The sequence below is a fragment of the Marinobacter sp. 3-2 genome, assembly GCF_003751355.1.
Taxonomy (GTDB): domain Bacteria; phylum Pseudomonadota; class Gammaproteobacteria; order Pseudomonadales; family Oleiphilaceae; genus Marinobacter; species Marinobacter adhaerens.
On record NZ_RJUQ01000013.1, the window covers coordinates 1,150,877 to 1,167,822 of the forward strand.

Genomic DNA, 16,946 nt, shown 5'->3' on the forward strand with positions numbered 1-16,946 from the left:
CGCAGATCAGGCCGTACCGGCAGCCACCACCGTGGAGAGCAGATAGCCGGTATAGGCCACGTACACCAGCACCAGGATGCCACCATCCACACGGCTCACCAGTTTTCGCCATCCGGTAAGCCCGTAACCCATCAGGAACAGACCCACCGTGAGCGCCAGCATCAGCGTCCAGTCACGGTAGAGCACTTCCGGGTCCACCGCGAGGGGTTCGATAACAGCCGCGAGACCCACCACGGCGAGGGTGTTGAAAATGCCCGACCCCAGAATATTGCCCAGGATCAGGTCGTGTTCGTTCTTTTTGACCGCGGCCAGAGCCGAGGCGAGTTCGGGCAGGGAAGTGCCGATGGCAACGATGGTGAGACCGATCACCAGATCGCTGACTCCAAGGCTCTGGGCAATCGTGACTGCACCCCAGACCAGCATCCGGGAGCTGACGATCAGCAGTACCAGGCCAATTACCAGCCAGATCACGGCGGTTTTCAGGGGCATGGGGTGCGCAATGATCTCGGCGTCGGCATCACCGGCCAGAGGGTCCGCCTTGCCTTTCAGGCCCTGGTAGATTGACCATCCCATAACCACAGCAAATACCGCCAGCAACACCCAGCCATCCATGCGTGAGAGTTGCCCGTCGATCAGCTGGGCGCCGGCAATGAGGGTGAGTACGATCAGCAGTGGCAGCTCCTTGCGGATCACCTGGGAGTGCACTGCAATGGGCGCGATGATGGCTGTCAGGCCGACAATAAGCGCAATGTTGGTAATGTTGGAGCCATAGCCGTTACCCAGGGCCAGGCCAGGGTTGCCATCAGACGCAGCCATGGCTGAGACGGCGAGTTCCGGTGCCGAGGTGCCGAAACCGATAATCACCATGCCGATCAGCAGGGTGGGCATGCCGAGATGTTTGGCGGTCGCCGCGGCGCCCTCCACAAATTTATCGGCACTCCAGACCAGCAGGATCAGGCCGGCGATGATTGCGCCAAATGCCATTAGCATAGATAGACCTCAGTTGATGAAACGCCCGAGCATGTAGACACCGGCATAGCCCAGGGTATAAGCCGCCAGAAGGTGTGCAAGATACCGCATATAGGCGGCAAAGGTCAGCCCCGGAATCTTGCTCATTGCCACTATACCGGCGGCTGAGCCAATCACCAGGAGCGATCCACCCACACCAACGGCATAGGTCAGGCCCATCCACTCGCCGGGGCTCATGTCGATGCCGGCCTTCAGCAGGGCTGCCGTCAGAGGCACGTTATCGATAACGGCCGAGAAGATGCCCATCAGGTAATTGGCGTACAGCGGCGGCAGGATGTCGTAAATCGCCACCAGCGAATCCAGCGCATGGATCTCCTTGAGCATGCCCACCAGCAGAAGGATGCCGAGAAAGAACAGCAGCGTTTCAAACTCGATGATGCGGATGTACTCGAGAATCGGGTCCAGATCGGAGTCGTCACTCATGAATCGAGACACCAGGAACATGATGGACAGGCCGAACAGAAAGGTCAGTACCGGTGGAATCCCGAACAGGGCATTACCGGCAATGGTGCTAAGGATTGTTAACAAAAACAGCCCGCTGATGATCGCGTCCACCCGTCGCACAGGGGTATTGTTGGAGCGCAGGGTCACGGTTCCTGTGAGCCCTCGAGACAGGAAAACCGCAAGGATGAAAACGGTGATCGAGGCCGGAATGGCCAGGGTCAGAAGGGTCAGTATTTCAACCTTTTTCGCCAGGAAAATCATCAACGTAGTGACGTCGCCGGTGATCAGCGAAACGCCTCCCGAGTTGACCGCAAACACAACCAGCGTGACGAACTGGATACGTTTTTTCAGCTCCAGATCCAGAGACAGAATCAGCGAGCATGAGACTAAAGTGGCGGTGATATTGTCTGCTAAAGAGGAGAAAATGAAACAAAAAAGACCGGTCAGGAACAGTAGCCGTCGCTCGCTTACCTGCTTCGGCATGATCAGGTAAATCACGTTTTCGATCATACCCTTCTTGTTCAGGTAGGCGACAAACGTCATGGCTGCGACCAGAAACAGCCACAGCCCGGCGATTTCGGCGATGCTCTCGGACAGACCATCGGAAATGGCAGACGTTTCACCAGCGTTATCACTGAACAGGAACAGCAGCATCCAGCTCATGGTGCCAAAGAACAGCGTTACCTTGGCCTTGTTGATGTGGATGACCTCTTCAAATATGACGCCTAGCAGCGCCAGAACCGCGAGAATAATCAGAAACGCATCAAGGGCAGACATTGGGGAAATCCCGTCCTGGTTTGTCAAAGTGGAGGCCTGAGCCGGCCAGACAGATCACGCGGGCGGATTTTAGACCTTTGACCCGTAGCAAACCACTGTTCGTAAGTGCACGTATCGGCCCCTGAAGCAAATAGATGCCGAAGAAAGACGCAACGATTGACAATCGCAATTTATTCTCCCGGCAAAAATCGGGATAATTGCGCGCACATTCAGACCGGAAGCAGACGGCGGCGCCGTTTACCTCGCGCCCGACCGGCTTCCGACAGGCTCTCTTGCTGATCGTGAGAGGGCAAAAGGCTCAACACTAGCTAGGGTGAAAACCAATGGCCGTTAGACAGGCAGACGTAGTGCTGGTCGGCGGTGGCGTCATGAGCGCCACTCTCGGCATGATGCTCAGGCAGCTTGATCCGTCCCTGGACATCGTCATGGTGGAGCGTCTCGACCACGTTGCCCATGAGAGCACAGACGGATGGAACAACGCAGGTACCGGGCATGCCGGGTACTGTGAGCTTAACTACACTCCCGAGACCGGTGATGGCGATGTCACCATCGATCGGGCCCTGCAGATCAACGCCCAGTTCGAGGTGTCACTGCAGCTGTGGTCCTACCTTGTGGAGCAGGGCATCCTGTCCGAACCCTCCAGCTTTATTAACCGCACACCGCATCAGAGCTTTGTCTGGGGCGAGAAGGATGTGGCCTTCCTCAAGCGTCGTTATGAACGCCTGAGTGCCCATCACCTGTTCCGCGACATGGAATACACCGAGTCCCCGAAGGATCTCGAGGAATGGATGCCGCTGATCGTCAATAACCGGGACCCCATGCAGCGGGTTGCCGCGACCCGGATCAAGCACGGTTCCGATGTGGATTTCGGCTCGCTTACCCGCAGCATGGTGAGCTGGCTGGAAACCCAGCCGAATTTCGAGCTGATGCTCAGCTCACCGGTGCACTACATCGACCAGCGGGACAACGGCCGATGGAAAATCCGCGTCAAGAACCAGAAGACCGGCGAGCTGACCAAGCTCGAGACCGGCTTCGTGTTCCTCGGCGCCGGCGGTGGCGCGTTGCCACTGCTGCAGAAATCCGGTATCGACGAAGCCCGTGGCTACGGTGGCTTCCCGGTGAGCGGTCAGTGGCTGGTGTGTGGCAAGCCCGACATCGTCAAGCAGCATAACTCCAAGGTATACGGCAAGGCGCCGATCGGGGCACCGCCCATGTCGGTACCGCACCTCGATACCCGCATCATTAATGGCGAGCCGGCCCTTCTGTTTGGCCCCTTCGCCGGTTTCACTACCCGCTTCCTGAAACAGGGCTCGATCTTTGATCTGATTGGTTCGGTGAAGCCCACCAACCTGAAGCCCATGCTCTCGGTGAGCAAGAGCAACATGGACCTGACACGCTATCTCATCGGTGAAGTGTTCCAGTCCCACGGTGACCGGGTGGCATCGCTGCGCAACTTCTTCCCGGACGCCATGGAAGAGGATTGGCAGTTGCGCATGGCCGGCCAACGCGTCCAGATCATCAAGCAGGTCGATGGTGGCGGTGGCAAGCTTGAGTTCGGCACCGAAATTGTGGCGGCAAAAGATGGAACGCTGGCGGCGCTGCTGGGTGCTTCTCCCGGAGCCTCCACCGCAGCCAATGCGATGATCAACGTGATCGAGCGCTGTTTCCCCGAGAAGATCAAGACGCCGGAGTGGCAGGAACGGATGAAAGAGCTTGTTCCGTCCTATGGCCAGTCCCTGGTAGAGGACGAAGCACTGCTTACCAAAGTTCGCGAGAGGACCCTGTCGACCCTGAAACTGGGCTGATATTCCCAATTGATCTAAGAAAGCCTAAGGCACTGCGATTGCTGGATTCACTCCCGGCTGTCGTAGTGCTTTTTGCGTTTCGAATGGGGGCGAAATTTGCGATTTCACAGCTAATGCGTAGGGTTATAAGTCAACCCTTATGAAAGGAGAGAGCCTGTGAGTGAGCAAAAGTACAATCCTGAGAAAGGGTATATTGCGTTACTGGGCTGGAGCCTGAATGCGGTTGAAGCGGCCGACAAATTCGATCGTCGGTATGTTGTCGTGGCACCGGACTGGGCCGAAGCCTATTGCGAAGAGCATGACATTCCCTACGTGCCCTGGAATTTTGAGCGCCTGAATGACCGTTCGGTAGAAATTGCGCAGACCCTCAAGGAGATGGGCGTAGACGTTGCCATCCCGTTGTTTGAGGAGACTGTGGAGTGGGCAGGTGCCATTAACTCGGTGTTGATGGACAAGCCTCGTTTGTTCGGCCAGGCCATGCTGCTGCGTGACAAGGCCCTGATGAAACGCCGTGCCCAGCTCGGTGGTATCCGGGTGGGTATCTTCGAGGAAGCGCACGACAAGGGTGATGTTATCCGGTTCCTCAAGCGGGTTAACCAGACTCTGCTGAAACTGGATGGTGACCCCAACGATCCGATTCACCTCAAGGCCTTTGATAAGGCCGGCTGCCTTGGCCACCGGGTGATCCGTACGCCGGATGAAGTCGATACCATCCCGGAAGAAGAATTCCCGGTTTTGATGGAGTCGCACCTGGATGGCTGGGAGTTTGCGGTCGAGGCCTGGATTCACAACGGCAAGATCGCCTTCCTGAACATTTCCGAGTACGTGACGCTGGGCTATTCGGTATTTGTGCCCGCAACACCGGACCTGGAGAAGTATCGCGACCAGATTCGCGGCGAAATCGAGAAGCTTATCAAGACCTTCGATATCGAATTCGGGTTTATCCACCCGGAGTACTTCGTGACCAGCGACCGGACCATGTACTTTGGCGAGGTGGCCTATCGTCCACCGGGCTTCAAGGTATTCGAGCTGCTTGAGCGTGCCTATGGTTTCAACGCGTATCAGGGCATGATCCTGGCCTTTGACCCGAAGACCACGGAAGAGGAAATCAAGGCCTTCTTCCCGAAGGAAGTGGTGGATGCGAAAGGTTACGCCGGTTGTTTCGGTGTGTATCCGCGCCGCCGGGTTGTCAGCAAGCTGGAAATCCCGGAGGAGACCGAAAATCACGAGTATTTCGAGTCTCACGAGCTGACTGCGCCGCTTGAAGAAACGGTTACCAAGCGTACCGCTTTCGGTACCCACTGGGGGCTGGTGTATTTCTTCGGTGAAGACCCCTATGTCATGCGGGACCTCCTGAAACATCAGGAAGACCTCGATTTCTATGTATAATCAGGAGAAGCATTAACAACAACCGGGTTTGGTGCCAGGCCCTGAGGATTATCGTTTGAACGATCACCAATCGGGCAGCGCAGCGCCAGCTGTAAACATTGACAAGCTGGCTCAACGCCTGGATGACGCCATTCAGGCTTTGGAAGAAAGCCGGTCTTTTACCAAGGCCGGCAAACTGCCGCGTGTGCTGGATATTGCCCGCCGGGTCCTGCTGCAGCCGGATGGCTGCCGGATCATCGAGGAGCGCGCTGAGCGCCTTGAGCTGGCGGGTGTCTTTGCCGGCACCGACTGGGCCGAACCCGGTATTCTCCTTCCCACGCTGACAACCTATTCGCTGCAGAGCCAGAATGCCGATACCGTCGTCATTGAGGCCTTCAGCGAATTGCGGCTGCTTGCCGTCGCCCGGGGCAGCTATCTGCACCCTTCGGTGTCGGCTGAACAGGCCCACCACTATCTGACCCAGGTTCTTGCCATCAACCTCGGCCTGCTGTTTGGCATGACCGGCGAGGCTGAGCGGGAGCAGGGCAAGCTAGCTCTGATCAGCCAGAACCTTGTGCAGTACGTGGCCCACCACATCGGCTACGAACATGTCATTGATAGTCTGATCGAGGAGATCTGGCGGATCCTTGAACAGCGACCGATCCAGGTATCGGACGTACGCAAGATGATTACCCAGATTGCCCTTTGCCGGGCCGATCCGCAGGCCGATCTGGGCAGTGCCGGGCGCGGTGCCGACCGGTTGATCTCCAGCCTCTATGGGCCCACCCGTGCCTGCAGTGAAGACCCTGGAACCGTGGTCTACGAGCAGCGGCTGGAAACCATGGACGCCCAGGCCCTGCAGAACGAGGCCACTGGGTTTGCGCGTTCCATGCACGATACCGGCCTGGTCTCGCCTTACCATGCCTCGTTCATACGTTTCATCCTGTTGGACCAGGACACCTTGCTGAGCGAGGCGCTGGGGCTGTCCAGTACCGGCCGGGATTGCCTGATGTGCTATCGGGAGCTGGTCCACACCCTGATTAAAGAAGGTATCTATCCGGAAACGGCCCAGGGCATCTACGGCCTGGCGCTACTGCTGGAACGGGGTATTCTTTATCAGCCTCCTGTTGCGCCGGGTTTGTGGCGCCAGGCACGGCTCTCTCTGTGCCCCCATGCGCGGGAGCGACTTGAACTGGCCTATGGCTACCAACCGCAACCCAATGCCTGGCTGATTCAGGGCGTGTTGAATATGTTGGGCCAGCCTTTGGGCGTGGGGCAGGGCAACAATCCTACCTGCCAGTCGGCCCGTGCTCTTTCGATGTGGGCCTATAACGATCCGGATTATCTCTTGCAGATGGTGGCCTGGGCTGCCCGAGACAATGAAATCGTCATTCACTTTGAAGGTCAGCCGGTGTCGTCGGCCCGCAGTGTCGGCGGTGTCGCGTCCGAGGTAACCCTCGATCTGGATCCTGTCTCCCTGGTTGTAGTGCCGCATCTGGACCGCATTTATGTGGAGATGGGCCGGTTGTGCGTCGGCCGCCAGGGCGATCCCCACAAATGGGTGAACCCGGAGTTCCACGGCTGGTCTGCCGGGCGGGGATTTGCCATCAACGTGGATGTGGCCACTGGCAAGCTGCATGATCTGGAAGGCTTTATCCGGCATTTCTATGCCAGCTATCACCCCTACTACAACGGCAATCAGCCGCTGATCCACCCGCAGCCCGCGGGTATTGCAGTGACCGACAGTGCCGCCCGGTTTATCGGCTGGCACGCCATTACCATTCTCCGGGCCGCGCTCGATCCGGAAGGCGAGATGCGGATTTATTTCTTCAATCCCAATAACGACAGCGGCCAGAACTGGGGCGATGGAGTCAAAGTCAGTACCTCTGGCAACGGAGAGCGTTTTGGCGAGTCGTCGCTGCCTTTCGAACAGTTCACATCGCGACTGTACATCTTCCATTACGATCCCCTTGAGCGGGGGGAACCTGCGGAAGTGAACGAGGATGCCCTTCGGCGCGTAACAGAGGGTGTGTATCGCAGTTGGGGTCTGGATCGCGTGCCGGCGGATGCTTTGCAGGCGGAGCCGCCCATAACCGATTGATCCCGGAACCTGCCGATCACCCGGAATCCACAGATCAAGAGGAAGGCCATGGCCAACGAACAGACCCCGGCCCGTAATGGGGCCGAGTTGTTTATCCGGGCGCTGGAAAACGAAGGCGTTGAATACATTTTCGCGGTGCCCGGTGAGGAGAATCTTGCCTTCCTTGAGGCTTTGAGGACCTCCAGTATTCAGCTGGTCCTCAACCGCCATGAACAGGCTGCCGGGTTCATGGCCGCCACCTACGGCCGCCTGACGGGGCGGGTGGGAGTCTGCCTTTCCACGCTCGGGCCCGGCGCCACCAACTTCGTGACTGCCGCAGCCTACGCTCAGCTGGGCGGTATGCCCATGATGATGATCTCGGGCCAGAAACCCATAAAGTCCTCCAAGCAGGGGCTATTCCAGATTCTGGATGTGGTGGACCTGATGCGTCCGCTCACCAAGTACACCCGGCAAATCAGCAATGCCAACACCATTCCTGCCAAGGTTCGGGAAGCTTTTCGCCTGGCCTCTGAAGAGCGCCCGGGTGCCGTGCATCTGGAGCTTCCAGAGGACATAGCCGATGAGGCGCCCGAATCCGATACCCACATCTTCAAACCCAGTGACGCCCGGCGGCCCTCGGCCAGCCCGAAAAGCCTGGAGATGGCGTGCGAAATGCTGCGCGAGGCCAGGCATCCGCTGATCATGATCGGTGCCGGCGCCAACCGGAAACGGGTTTCCCAGGCGTTGCTGCATCTCGTGAATGTTACCGGCATCCCGTTCTTCACCACCCAGATGGGCAAGGGCGTGGTGGATGAGCGACACCCGCGCTACCTGGGCAACGCTGCCCTGTCGGCCGGGGACTTCGTTCACTGTGCAATCGACCGCGCCGACCTGGTGATCAACGTGGGCCATGATGTGGTGGAAAAGCCACCTTTCTTCATGACCCCCGGCGGCAAGAAGGTCATTCATGTGAACTTCAGTGCGGCCGACGTGGACCCGGTGTACTTCCCCCAGCACGAGGTTGTCGGGGATATCGCCAACAGCGTGGAATACATGGCCGAGAACTGTGGCCAGTGCGCCAACCATGATTTCACCCGCCTGATGGAAGTGAAGGAGGCGGTGGATGCGCACCTGCAGGAGCGAGCTGAAGACGATCGCTTCCCGGTGATCCCCCAACGCATTGTTCATGATGTGCGCCAGGTAATGCCCGATGACGGGATCATCACGCTCGACAATGGCATGTACAAACTCTGGTTTGCCCGCAATTACCGCGCCTACGACAACAATACGGTACTGCTCGACAACGCCCTGGCCTCCATGGGCGCCGGCTTGCCCAGCGGCATGATGGCCTCCATGCTGTATCCGGATCTGAAAGTGATGGCGATCTGTGGCGATGGCGGCTTCATGATGAACAGCCAGGAGCTGGAAACGGCGGTTCGACTGAATCTCAATCTGGTGGTGCTGATTATCAACGACAGTGCCTACGGCATGATCAAGTGGAAGCAGGGCCAGGAAGGCTACAGCGATTTCGGCCTGGATTATCGCAACCCGGATTTTGTCACCTATGCCCAATCCTATGGCGCCAAGGGTCACCGCGTGACACGCACAGAGGATCTGCGGCCGACCCTGGAAGGTGCCCTGGCTGAAGGCGGTGTTCATGTGGTGGACGTGCCCGTGGATTACAGTGAAAACCGACGGGTGTTTGATGAGGAGCTGGCGGAACTGACCTGCAAACTCTGAGGGGTGTATTATGCGTCCATGGATGATGAACCCGAGGTAGCACTGCGATGATCCGTTCCTTTTTTCGCGGCCTGGTGGCCGTCGCGATACTGACGTTGCTCGCAGGTTGTAGCAACCCCGAGACACCCCAGGAAGTGGCGGCGGCCTTCTGGCAGGCCATGGCCGAGAACGACGCCGGTGACGTGATGGAATACTCCACCCTGGCGGAATCCGCCGCGTTCGATGGTTACAAGCGCAGCTGGACCGACGCCGTGCCATCCTTCGGCCGGGTCGTCATTGAAGAACGCGAAGCCACTATCGTGACCCGCCTGCCGGCCGAAGCCGGAACCGAAGGTGAGCGGCTGGAGCTGGTCACCTATCTCGTACGGTTCCAGGGTCAGTGGCTGGTGGATTACGACCGTACTGGCGAGGCCATCCTTAATCCTTCCCCGTTCAGCAGCATCATGGGCGAGCTCAGCCGGCTCGGTGACGAGCTCAGCGCCCGTTTCTCATCGTCTTCGGATGACTTTGAGCAGCAGATGGAGCAGCTGGCGCGGGATCTGGAAGCCTACTCCGAGGAAATCGGCCGTGAGGCAGAGGGCGCCATGGAGGCGTTCGGTAAGAAGTTGCAGGAAGCCATGCGGGAGCTTGAGCGCTCGGTGGAAGACGCCCTTAAAGACAGTGAGCCGACACCGGAGGAAGACCGGGTGATTCTGGAGCAGGCTGCCCGGGATCTGGATCGCCAGGCCGATGAGCTGAACGATCCCACCATGGAATCGATCGCCAATGCCAGCCGCACCGTGGCCGAAACCGGCGAACGCTTCACGCGCCTGAGTGAGGAAACGCTGAATCGTCACCGGGAGGAGTGGCAGCAGAGGCTGGCTGAGATGCGCGCTGACGCGGACGAATTTATCGAGCAGCTCAGACTTTAGCGGGCCTGCTCGGCGCCTCGCAGCATGGCCTGAAGCAGCTCCTCGGCATCGAATTTCGTCAGCGCTTCGTTGGCGCCCACCTGATTGGCATAGCTCAGGCTCATCTCACTGTTCAGTGATGTATGCAGGATGATGTAAGGCTGCTTCAGCGCTGAATTGTCCCGCACATTGAACGCCAGTTCGTACCCATCGAGCCCCGGCATCTCGATATCGCTGACCAGAATGTCCGTGGGCCGGCCCAGTTCATGGTCGCGCAGCAGAATCTGCAGCGCGTCATCACCGTTCGACGTCACCTGGTAGGGGATGTCCTTGCTGTCCAGCACGTCCGAGAGCTGCTTACGGGCCACCTGGGAATCGTCGACCATCAGAATGTTCAGGGACTTGAGTGTCTCACTCTGCACATCCGTGAGAACCACTTCCTGGGTGTCCAGTGATTCCGGATACACCTTCGCCAACAGCAATTCCACATCCAGCAGCTGGATGATATCGCCATCCACGTCCAGCAGACCTGTGATAAACGCCTTGCTGCCCAGGGCCTTGGGTGGCGGCATCACCGATTTCCAGTCAGTCTCGATGATCTGTTGCACGCTGCGCACCAGAAAACCGATCTCCTGGCGCTGGATGTCCGTGACAATAATCGAGGCTTTTTCCCGTTCTTCCTGCGTCAGCGGCGGATAACCGACCGCGGCAGCCATATCGATCACCGGAACGGCGGAACCCCGGAAGGTGGCCGTGCCGATGACGGCGTGATGGCTGTGGGGCAGTTTCGTCAGCCGCATGAAAGGCAGGATTTCCCGGATCTTCAGGGTTCCGATCCCGAACAGACGCTCGCCGGAAAGCCGGAACAGCAGAAGTTTCTGGGTCTGCTTCGCTTTGCTGGACATACAACCGGGTCCTTTCAAACGCAAAAGCCCCTGACGCAGGAGCTTTTCAAGAATTGGATTCAGCAGGCTGTCTGGCGGATGCTGCCAAGCCCATAAGCCTGAAGTATGTAGCAATAGTAGCAGCTTTACCGTGAATCGGGATTCAGAAGGATTGTTTCAAATGGTGACAGAAACACTCCGCGCGAGGCCTTGCGCTGCCATGCCAGTGCGCCCTCAGAACGCCATGTCCTTGCCGTCCCAGGCCTTGAAGCAGCCGGTCTCGGCGAGGGTGAGGCTATCAATCTGCCGCCTGAGGCCATCAACGGATTGTTCAACCGATACCTCGGCGTCGCTGCCGCCCATGTCCGTGGCCACCCAGCCCGGGTGGTAGATGCCCACGGCTATGCCCTGCTCACGCAGGTCCACGGCCAGATTTCGCCCGAGATTGAGCGCCGCCGCTTTCGAGGCACGATAAATGTACCGGCCGCCACCGGCAGAAGCCTGGGATCCAAGCTTGCTGGATATGATGGCGATTTTCGGGGTGCCGCCCCCGGCCAATGCCAGTCTGAGATTGGGTAGCAGCGCCTGTATGGTGAGGAATACGCCGGTCACATTGACCTGGAAGTGCTCCGCCCAGAGTTCTGGCGCGTAGCCGCCCTCCAGCTGTTCATGGCGATCGAGCAGAATGCCGGCGTTACAGACCAGGGTTGAGATCGGTTGGCTTTCGAGGCGCTCGCCCAGCGCCGTCACGCTGGCGGGGTCGGCGACATCCAGCACCTCCATACCCGGTTCGCTGCGGGCCGTGCCAATGACATGCTCGCCCGCCTCTCTCCACTCATCGGCCAGGCCCTTGCCGATGCCGCGATTGGCGCCCGTGATAAGAATGGTCATGTTTGTATTCCTTGTGGCTGAGGCTCAACAGTAGCACAGGTCTCTGGCGATCCCTGCCGGAAGGGCTGCCTACCAGGGGAGGTTATTCAGGATGAACCAGGCGGTGCCGCCGGTCGCCAGGATTGCCACCAGGGCAAGTAGTCCATCTCGCGCCACGATGGCCAGGCCAAACGCCATCAGGGCGATTCCGGCACCGTTGGCGCTGAATGGAATCACCTCCATCAGTGGCATGGCAGCGGCCACAACCATACAGATGATGGCGATAACGTATTGCCCCGGCCCGCGAACCAGCCAGAGCAGCCTTTGTTTTGTCCATCGATCCACAAACCGGGCGGGCTTGTTCATCCAGTCCAGCCCCCTGGCAAGCTTTTCTCTTTCGATGTTCCGGCGCGCCAGCTTTGAGGGAATCCATATCGAGTGGCGCTGGAAAATCAGTTGCCCCAGGGTGAGTAGCACCATAAGACCAAGCAGCGTCGGTACTCCCGGAATGTCACCTATCAGCGGGGCCAGGGTGATTACGCCGGCGATCAAAACCATCGGCCCGAAGGAACGTTCACCAACAGCTGCCAGTACATCGCCCACAGACACCTGAACCTGACCCTCGGTGTTTGCGCGAAGGCGTTCCAGAAGTTCTGTCAGGCTGGCCGGATCATCTGGCTGGTTCATGGTGGTGCTCGTGGTCTCCTATTGAACAGGTTTTGCAGACACTACCTTGATTGCGCAACAAGTGCATGAACACAAGATGACAGGGAGTTAGCCCGGGCGTTGCTACTCAGAATATTGAGTGCCTGATCAATTAGTCTATATTAATTAGACCTTCCTTCGTCGACGGCATCAAAGATGTATCCAGGCCAGAGCAACGGGTTGCCGTTCTCAAAGTTGTTGCACCCGCGTTTTTTGACGCCCGCCCTGTGCAGATCTGCTTTGGTGCTCGCGTTCATTCTCTGTTTTTCCGCCCCAAGCTATGGGGACTGCGAGATCACACTGCGCTGGGACGATGATCCGCCCTATTTCATGGTTCAGGAGGGTGAGGTGGTCGGGATTGATGCCGACCTGGTCCGTGAGGCCATGGGGCGCCTGGATTGCGGGCTTTCCTTTCAGAAGATGCCATGGGCCAGGGCGCTTCGGGAGTTGCGTGATGGGCATGTGGATATGCTCTCCGGCGCATACCGGACTCCGGAGCGAGAGGAGTATGCCCATTACTCCGAAGTGGTCGGTCTGGTATCGCCCAATATCCTGTTTATTCGGCGATCTGACGAGTCCAGGTTCGAGCTGAATGGCTTGCGGCAGCTGCTGGAATCGGGTTTCAGGCTTGGTGCCCAGATTCATGTGTCCTACAGCGATGAATACAGCGCCCTCATCCAGAATCCCGACTACGACAAAAACATCGAGTACCTCTCCCGCAGGGAGCCGCTATGGCTCATGCTGGCCCGGGATCGGGTCGATGGTGTGGTGGCCAGTCAGTTAACCGGGCTCTATGAGATTCAGGAGCTGGGGCTGACCGGAACGCTTACCCCCAGCTCCCTGGTCGTGTCCAACAAGCCTGCGTACTTTGTTTTTTCCAAAGCAACCATTGGCTCCGGGTTCGTCGAAGATTTTGATCGCGCACTGCAGTCGATGCTGGATGATGGCACCTTCACGGCTATCGTAAATCGGTACGTTTGCGTGGATGCAGGCGCTGGGCTGTCAGAAACTGAAGATGACCCAGAGGCTTGTTCTTTGGCAGGTCTTTCGGGGGTAGCAAATCTGGCAAAAGCGAATGAAAAAAGCCGGAGGGTTGCTCCGGCTTCTTCGTCTTCAGGATCGGGTCATCATTCGCCAGTTTCAGTAGCGCCGACACCACCCTGGTAGTTGGCAGGAATGAACTCATAACCCTGGTCTGCGCTTTTCAGGTGCCCCAGGCCGGGAAAAGACAGGTGGGCGGAGCCTACCCAGTACCCGGTTTCCTGGGCGTCGGCAAAGGCCTGTGCACGAGACTCCACTGCCTGTTCACTGTTCACATCGAACTGGATGGCAATGTCCGGCTGCGGGAACTGAACCGCTGCCACGTGAATCAGGTCGCCCCAAAGCATCAGCGTGTTGTCCCCGCTTTCCACCTTGTAAAGGCTGTGGCCCGGGGTGTGCCCGCTGGCGGATACGGCAGAAATACCCGGCACCAGCTCCTGGTCTTTGTCGAATGGCTTGAACTGGCCGGACTCGACATACGGGTTCAAAGAGGCCATCGCGCCTTTGAAAAAGCCCTTGGAACCTTCATCAGCGGCCTTCAGGTTGTTTTCGCTCAGCCAGAAATTCTGGTCTTCCACGTTGGCGCGAACAATGGCATTGGGGAACACAATCTCACCGTCAGATACCAGCCCGCCAACATGGTCCGGATGCATGTGCGTGATGTAGATCTCGTCGACATCTGCGGGCTCGTAACCGGACGCTTTCAGATGCTCAACGAGTTTTCCTAGTGTCGGCCCGAACAGACTGCCGGCACCAGTATCCACCAGCACCAGATGGTTGCCGGTGTTGATCAGATAGCCGTTAACTGACGTGTCGAGCGGGGCAGAGAGGAAGTTATCCGCCAGGGTGTTATGCACGTGTTCTTCGGTGGTGTTCAGCAACAGTTTGTCCACCGGCAGCTTGACGGTGCCATCGGACAGGGCGGTGATTTCGAAGTTGCCGAGCATGGTGCGGTAATAGCCCGGAGCCTGCTCTTTTACCATCGGAGCCTCCGCCTGGGCGGCAGCCGCAAACAGAACACCGGCGGTCAGGCCGGTAATGCGAGTCAGCATGGTAGGCATACGTAATCCCTCTTCCGTCTTGTAAACAGAATGAATGTTTGGGTGTGGGGCTAATCTTCGTTGAGGGAACCAGTTTAGACCACTCTGGCCGAGCATAAAAAAAGCCCTCGTCGTGTGACGAGGCCTTTTGGTTGTTTGGTGGGGATGGCGGGAATTGAGGCCGATGGCGCAGTATTTCAGAGGAACGCACTGAACCACTCTGTTCGCCAAATCAGTCACTTCTAAAAGTCGTGCTCCACTGAAAACCATATTAAAGTACTAGGCCGTGGACACTTTGTTGGCACCTTCGGTAAGCTCCCTATCGGTGTCTCAAAGGAGTGAGCGATGTCCTGGTTCAAGGTTTTTTCTGCAGTAGTTGTTGCCAATATCGTATCGTGGATCATCATCAGCATCATTGGTTGGCTGGTTTTCTTCGTGGTTTTCGATTCCGTGACTGATTTCATGGGAAAGAAAATGGGCGAACAAGTCTCACAAGAATTTCCTCCAATAGCGGTTCCAGCGCCTGGTCCGTCTTCTAGTGAAATTTAGAGACAGTGGGAAGAAGCTCAAAGGGATCGGGAGCGAAGGCAGGCCGCAGCACAGAGAGACGCTGAGCAGAAGCGGGCAATGGTTCAAAAGAATCGCGAACTATGCGAATTCTGGACGGCAGAATATGATAAGGACGGTTCTGAAAAGAGTAAGGCTTATCGCGAAATGGCGTGTACCCGTTACCGGAACAATCTCTGATCGAGAAAGCAGGTCTCTCTTTTTAGTCGCTAAAAAACAATGGGTTATAGTTTTTGGTTTTTCTTTTGTGAGCATTTTCCTACATCGTTAAGGGCTAAAGTCTTACAGAGTTCTGTTTCTTCACCGTATACGATGGAGTTAAGAAGTTCGTTGATAGATTTTCAGGTACTTGGAAAGTGTTAACCAATCGTTAAAATTTTTTATCTTTTTCGAATCCAGCTTTTATCAAAGGAAAACCTGAACTAATCTAATTGACGAAAAGGGTAGTAACTAGTGTTGTGGTGCTTAGAACATGGAATTTTGGACTTTTTCGTGAATCTGGTACAATGCTGGTCCCAAAAAATCGAATTGCGTGCTTAGCACATAGTGGGCGTGGTGTCAACTCAGTCGCCTCGCTTGCAATAACGAAGCGGCCTGCCTAATTACTGTTAGCTTTGTCGCTCATGAATAGCCGGGAGAATATTATGAAAGTTACCGACAATCGAATTTCTGAAGACAGGTTAAAAGTCACTGATAACAGGTTTTCAGTCGACAAGGTGACTGATAACTGATTGTTATTCCTGGTAGATTTTATCGAAAAGGGGCCTTCCGGCCCCTTTTTCGTTTAGGATTTTTGCTCTTCTTCTGGACTCTGCTGTCCTTCCTCTGAAAGTGCGAGCTGCTGCATATCTGGTCTTTGCCACTTGCAGAAGAATGTTATTCCCGGCAAAAGCCATTTGGATGTCCATGCTGACAAGGTATTTCCAGGATGCTGATGTATAGTCCAATCGTCAGGGTGGCCGAATCTTATCAGCTCGAACTCCCAGTCGTCCGGAAGGTTCATTGTGATTTTTGCGCCGCAGGTTGGTTCATTCCTTCTGCTTATAAAGTAGTCATCTAGGATTGTTGATGTCTCCATGATCTCTACTGATGTCCAAGGCTGTTCTATCTGGTGCTCTTTTTCGAAAGTAATTTTAAACGAATTTCCATTCTGCTCTACTTTTACTCCTTCGACACCTGGCTTAATTTTTACCTTGTCTTCTTTGAGGTGCAAATCAGTGCTTGAGTCAAAGACGGTTTCGTCGTCGATTGATATTTTAAGTTTATATTTTGCATTATCCCCATCAAATGTGAGCTCTGCAGCTTTCACAATTGAAACGTACCTTATGGTATGAGTTACCGCTTCCTTTTTCTCTTTCTCAGGTTCATCAAAATAGCTTTGGTTTTCCTCTAAACAAACCGTGTGAATCTGGTAGCTGCATACCTCATGCCAAATAATACTGTTATCGCCGTTCTCTCTTACTGTAACAGTTTGGTGATAATCCGATCTATGAGGGGTCTCCGCTTCAAGAAATGGCGATAGTTTTTCCGAAAGCGCTGAATACAATCCTCGTTCATGCCCACAGTGCGGGCCGTAGGCTTTCTCGTGGATGTCTTTGAGTTTGTTTTTGAGGGTATACGGATTTAATGGTTGATGGGGCACCTTCACCCCACCAACCTGATACCACCCTCAGATGGTTGATAGATTGACCCCGTAGTTGAGTTCC

General features: G+C 56.4%; 14 protein-coding genes. 7 read left to right on the forward strand and 7 right to left on the reverse strand.

Annotation, left to right across the window (positions count from 1 at the left end):
• Window positions 1–6: 6 nt before the first annotated feature.
• Entirely contained in the window at window positions 7–990 is a 984-nt protein-coding gene (locus EDB94_RS12570; RefSeq protein WP_169702174.1) for a calcium/sodium antiporter, read from the reverse strand.
• Between the two features lie 9 nt (window positions 991–999).
• Entirely contained in the window at window positions 1,000–2,250 is a 1,251-nt protein-coding gene (nhaD, locus tag EDB94_RS12575; RefSeq protein WP_008171080.1) for a sodium:proton antiporter NhaD, read from the reverse strand.
• Between the two features lie 323 nt (window positions 2,251–2,573).
• Between nhaD and mqo the strand changes: the two genes are divergently transcribed.
• The 5 genes from mqo to EDB94_RS12600 all read left to right on the forward strand — a co-directional run bounded on the left by mqo (window position 2,574) and on the right by EDB94_RS12600 (window position 10,154).
• A complete protein-coding gene (gene mqo, locus EDB94_RS12580; protein ID WP_108018538.1) occupies window positions 2,574–4,055 on the forward strand; it encodes a malate dehydrogenase (quinone) in 1,482 nt (493 codons plus the stop codon).
• 156 nt (window positions 4,056–4,211) lie between these two features.
• Entirely contained in the window at window positions 4,212–5,444 is a 1,233-nt protein-coding gene (locus EDB94_RS12585; protein ID WP_008171084.1) for an acetyl-CoA carboxylase biotin carboxylase subunit family protein, read from the forward strand.
• Window positions 5,445–5,499: 55 nt separating this feature from the next.
• Window positions 5,500–7,524: a hypothetical protein gene (locus EDB94_RS12590; protein WP_039881863.1), complete on the forward strand. Its 2,025-nt coding sequence runs from the start codon at window positions 5,500–5,502 to the stop codon at window positions 7,522–7,524.
• A gap of 48 nt (window positions 7,525–7,572) precedes the next feature.
• A complete protein-coding gene (locus tag EDB94_RS12595) occupies window positions 7,573–9,243 on the forward strand; it encodes an acetolactate synthase large subunit (protein WP_008171088.1) in 1,671 nt (556 codons plus the stop codon).
• A gap of 47 nt (window positions 9,244–9,290) precedes the next feature.
• Complete coding sequence (locus EDB94_RS12600) at window positions 9,291–10,154, forward strand: hypothetical protein (protein WP_108018539.1); 864 nt, start codon at window positions 9,291–9,293, stop codon at window positions 10,152–10,154.
• Here the strand turns inward: EDB94_RS12600 and EDB94_RS12605 are convergent.
• The 3 genes from EDB94_RS12605 to EDB94_RS12615 form a co-directional block, all read right to left on the reverse strand.
• Window positions 10,151–11,038: a chemotaxis protein gene (locus EDB94_RS12605; RefSeq protein ID WP_014578332.1), complete on the reverse strand. Its 888-nt coding sequence runs from the start codon at window positions 11,036–11,038 to the stop codon at window positions 10,151–10,153. The genes EDB94_RS12600 and EDB94_RS12605 overlap by 4 nt on opposite strands.
• Window positions 11,039–11,251: 213 nt before the next feature.
• On the reverse strand, window positions 11,252–11,908 hold the full coding sequence (locus tag EDB94_RS12610) for an SDR family NAD(P)-dependent oxidoreductase (protein WP_108018540.1): 657 nt from the start codon (window positions 11,906–11,908) through the stop codon (window positions 11,252–11,254).
• A 69-nt stretch (window positions 11,909–11,977) separates the two neighbouring features.
• A complete protein-coding gene (locus EDB94_RS12615) occupies window positions 11,978–12,574 on the reverse strand; it encodes an exopolysaccharide biosynthesis protein (protein WP_062786351.1) in 597 nt (198 codons plus the stop codon).
• 261 nt (window positions 12,575–12,835) lie between these two features.
• Here EDB94_RS12615 and EDB94_RS12620 point away from each other — a divergent pair, with 261 nt between their 5' ends.
• Window positions 12,836–13,759 (forward strand): ABC transporter substrate-binding protein, encoded by a 924-nt coding sequence (locus tag EDB94_RS12620; protein WP_181259035.1) that lies wholly within the window; start codon window positions 12,836–12,838, stop codon window positions 13,757–13,759.
• Here EDB94_RS12620 and EDB94_RS12625 read toward each other — a convergent pair.
• Complete coding sequence (locus tag EDB94_RS12625) at window positions 13,720–14,694, reverse strand: MBL fold metallo-hydrolase (RefSeq protein ID WP_260312574.1); 975 nt, start codon at window positions 14,692–14,694, stop codon at window positions 13,720–13,722. The two genes, EDB94_RS12620 and EDB94_RS12625, sit on opposite strands and share 40 nt — an antisense overlap.
• A gap of 324 nt (window positions 14,695–15,018) precedes the next feature.
• On the opposite strand from EDB94_RS12625, the gene EDB94_RS20905 reads away from it, so the two are divergent.
• A complete protein-coding gene (locus tag EDB94_RS20905) occupies window positions 15,019–15,222 on the forward strand; it encodes a hypothetical protein (protein ID WP_260312575.1) in 204 nt (67 codons plus the stop codon).
• Between the two features lie 802 nt (window positions 15,223–16,024).
• On the opposite strand, the gene EDB94_RS20705 is transcribed toward EDB94_RS20905, so the two are convergent.
• Window positions 16,025–16,888 (reverse strand): hypothetical protein, encoded by an 864-nt coding sequence (locus tag EDB94_RS20705; protein WP_181259036.1) that lies wholly within the window; start codon window positions 16,886–16,888, stop codon window positions 16,025–16,027.
• Window positions 16,889–16,946 lie beyond the last annotated feature (58 nt).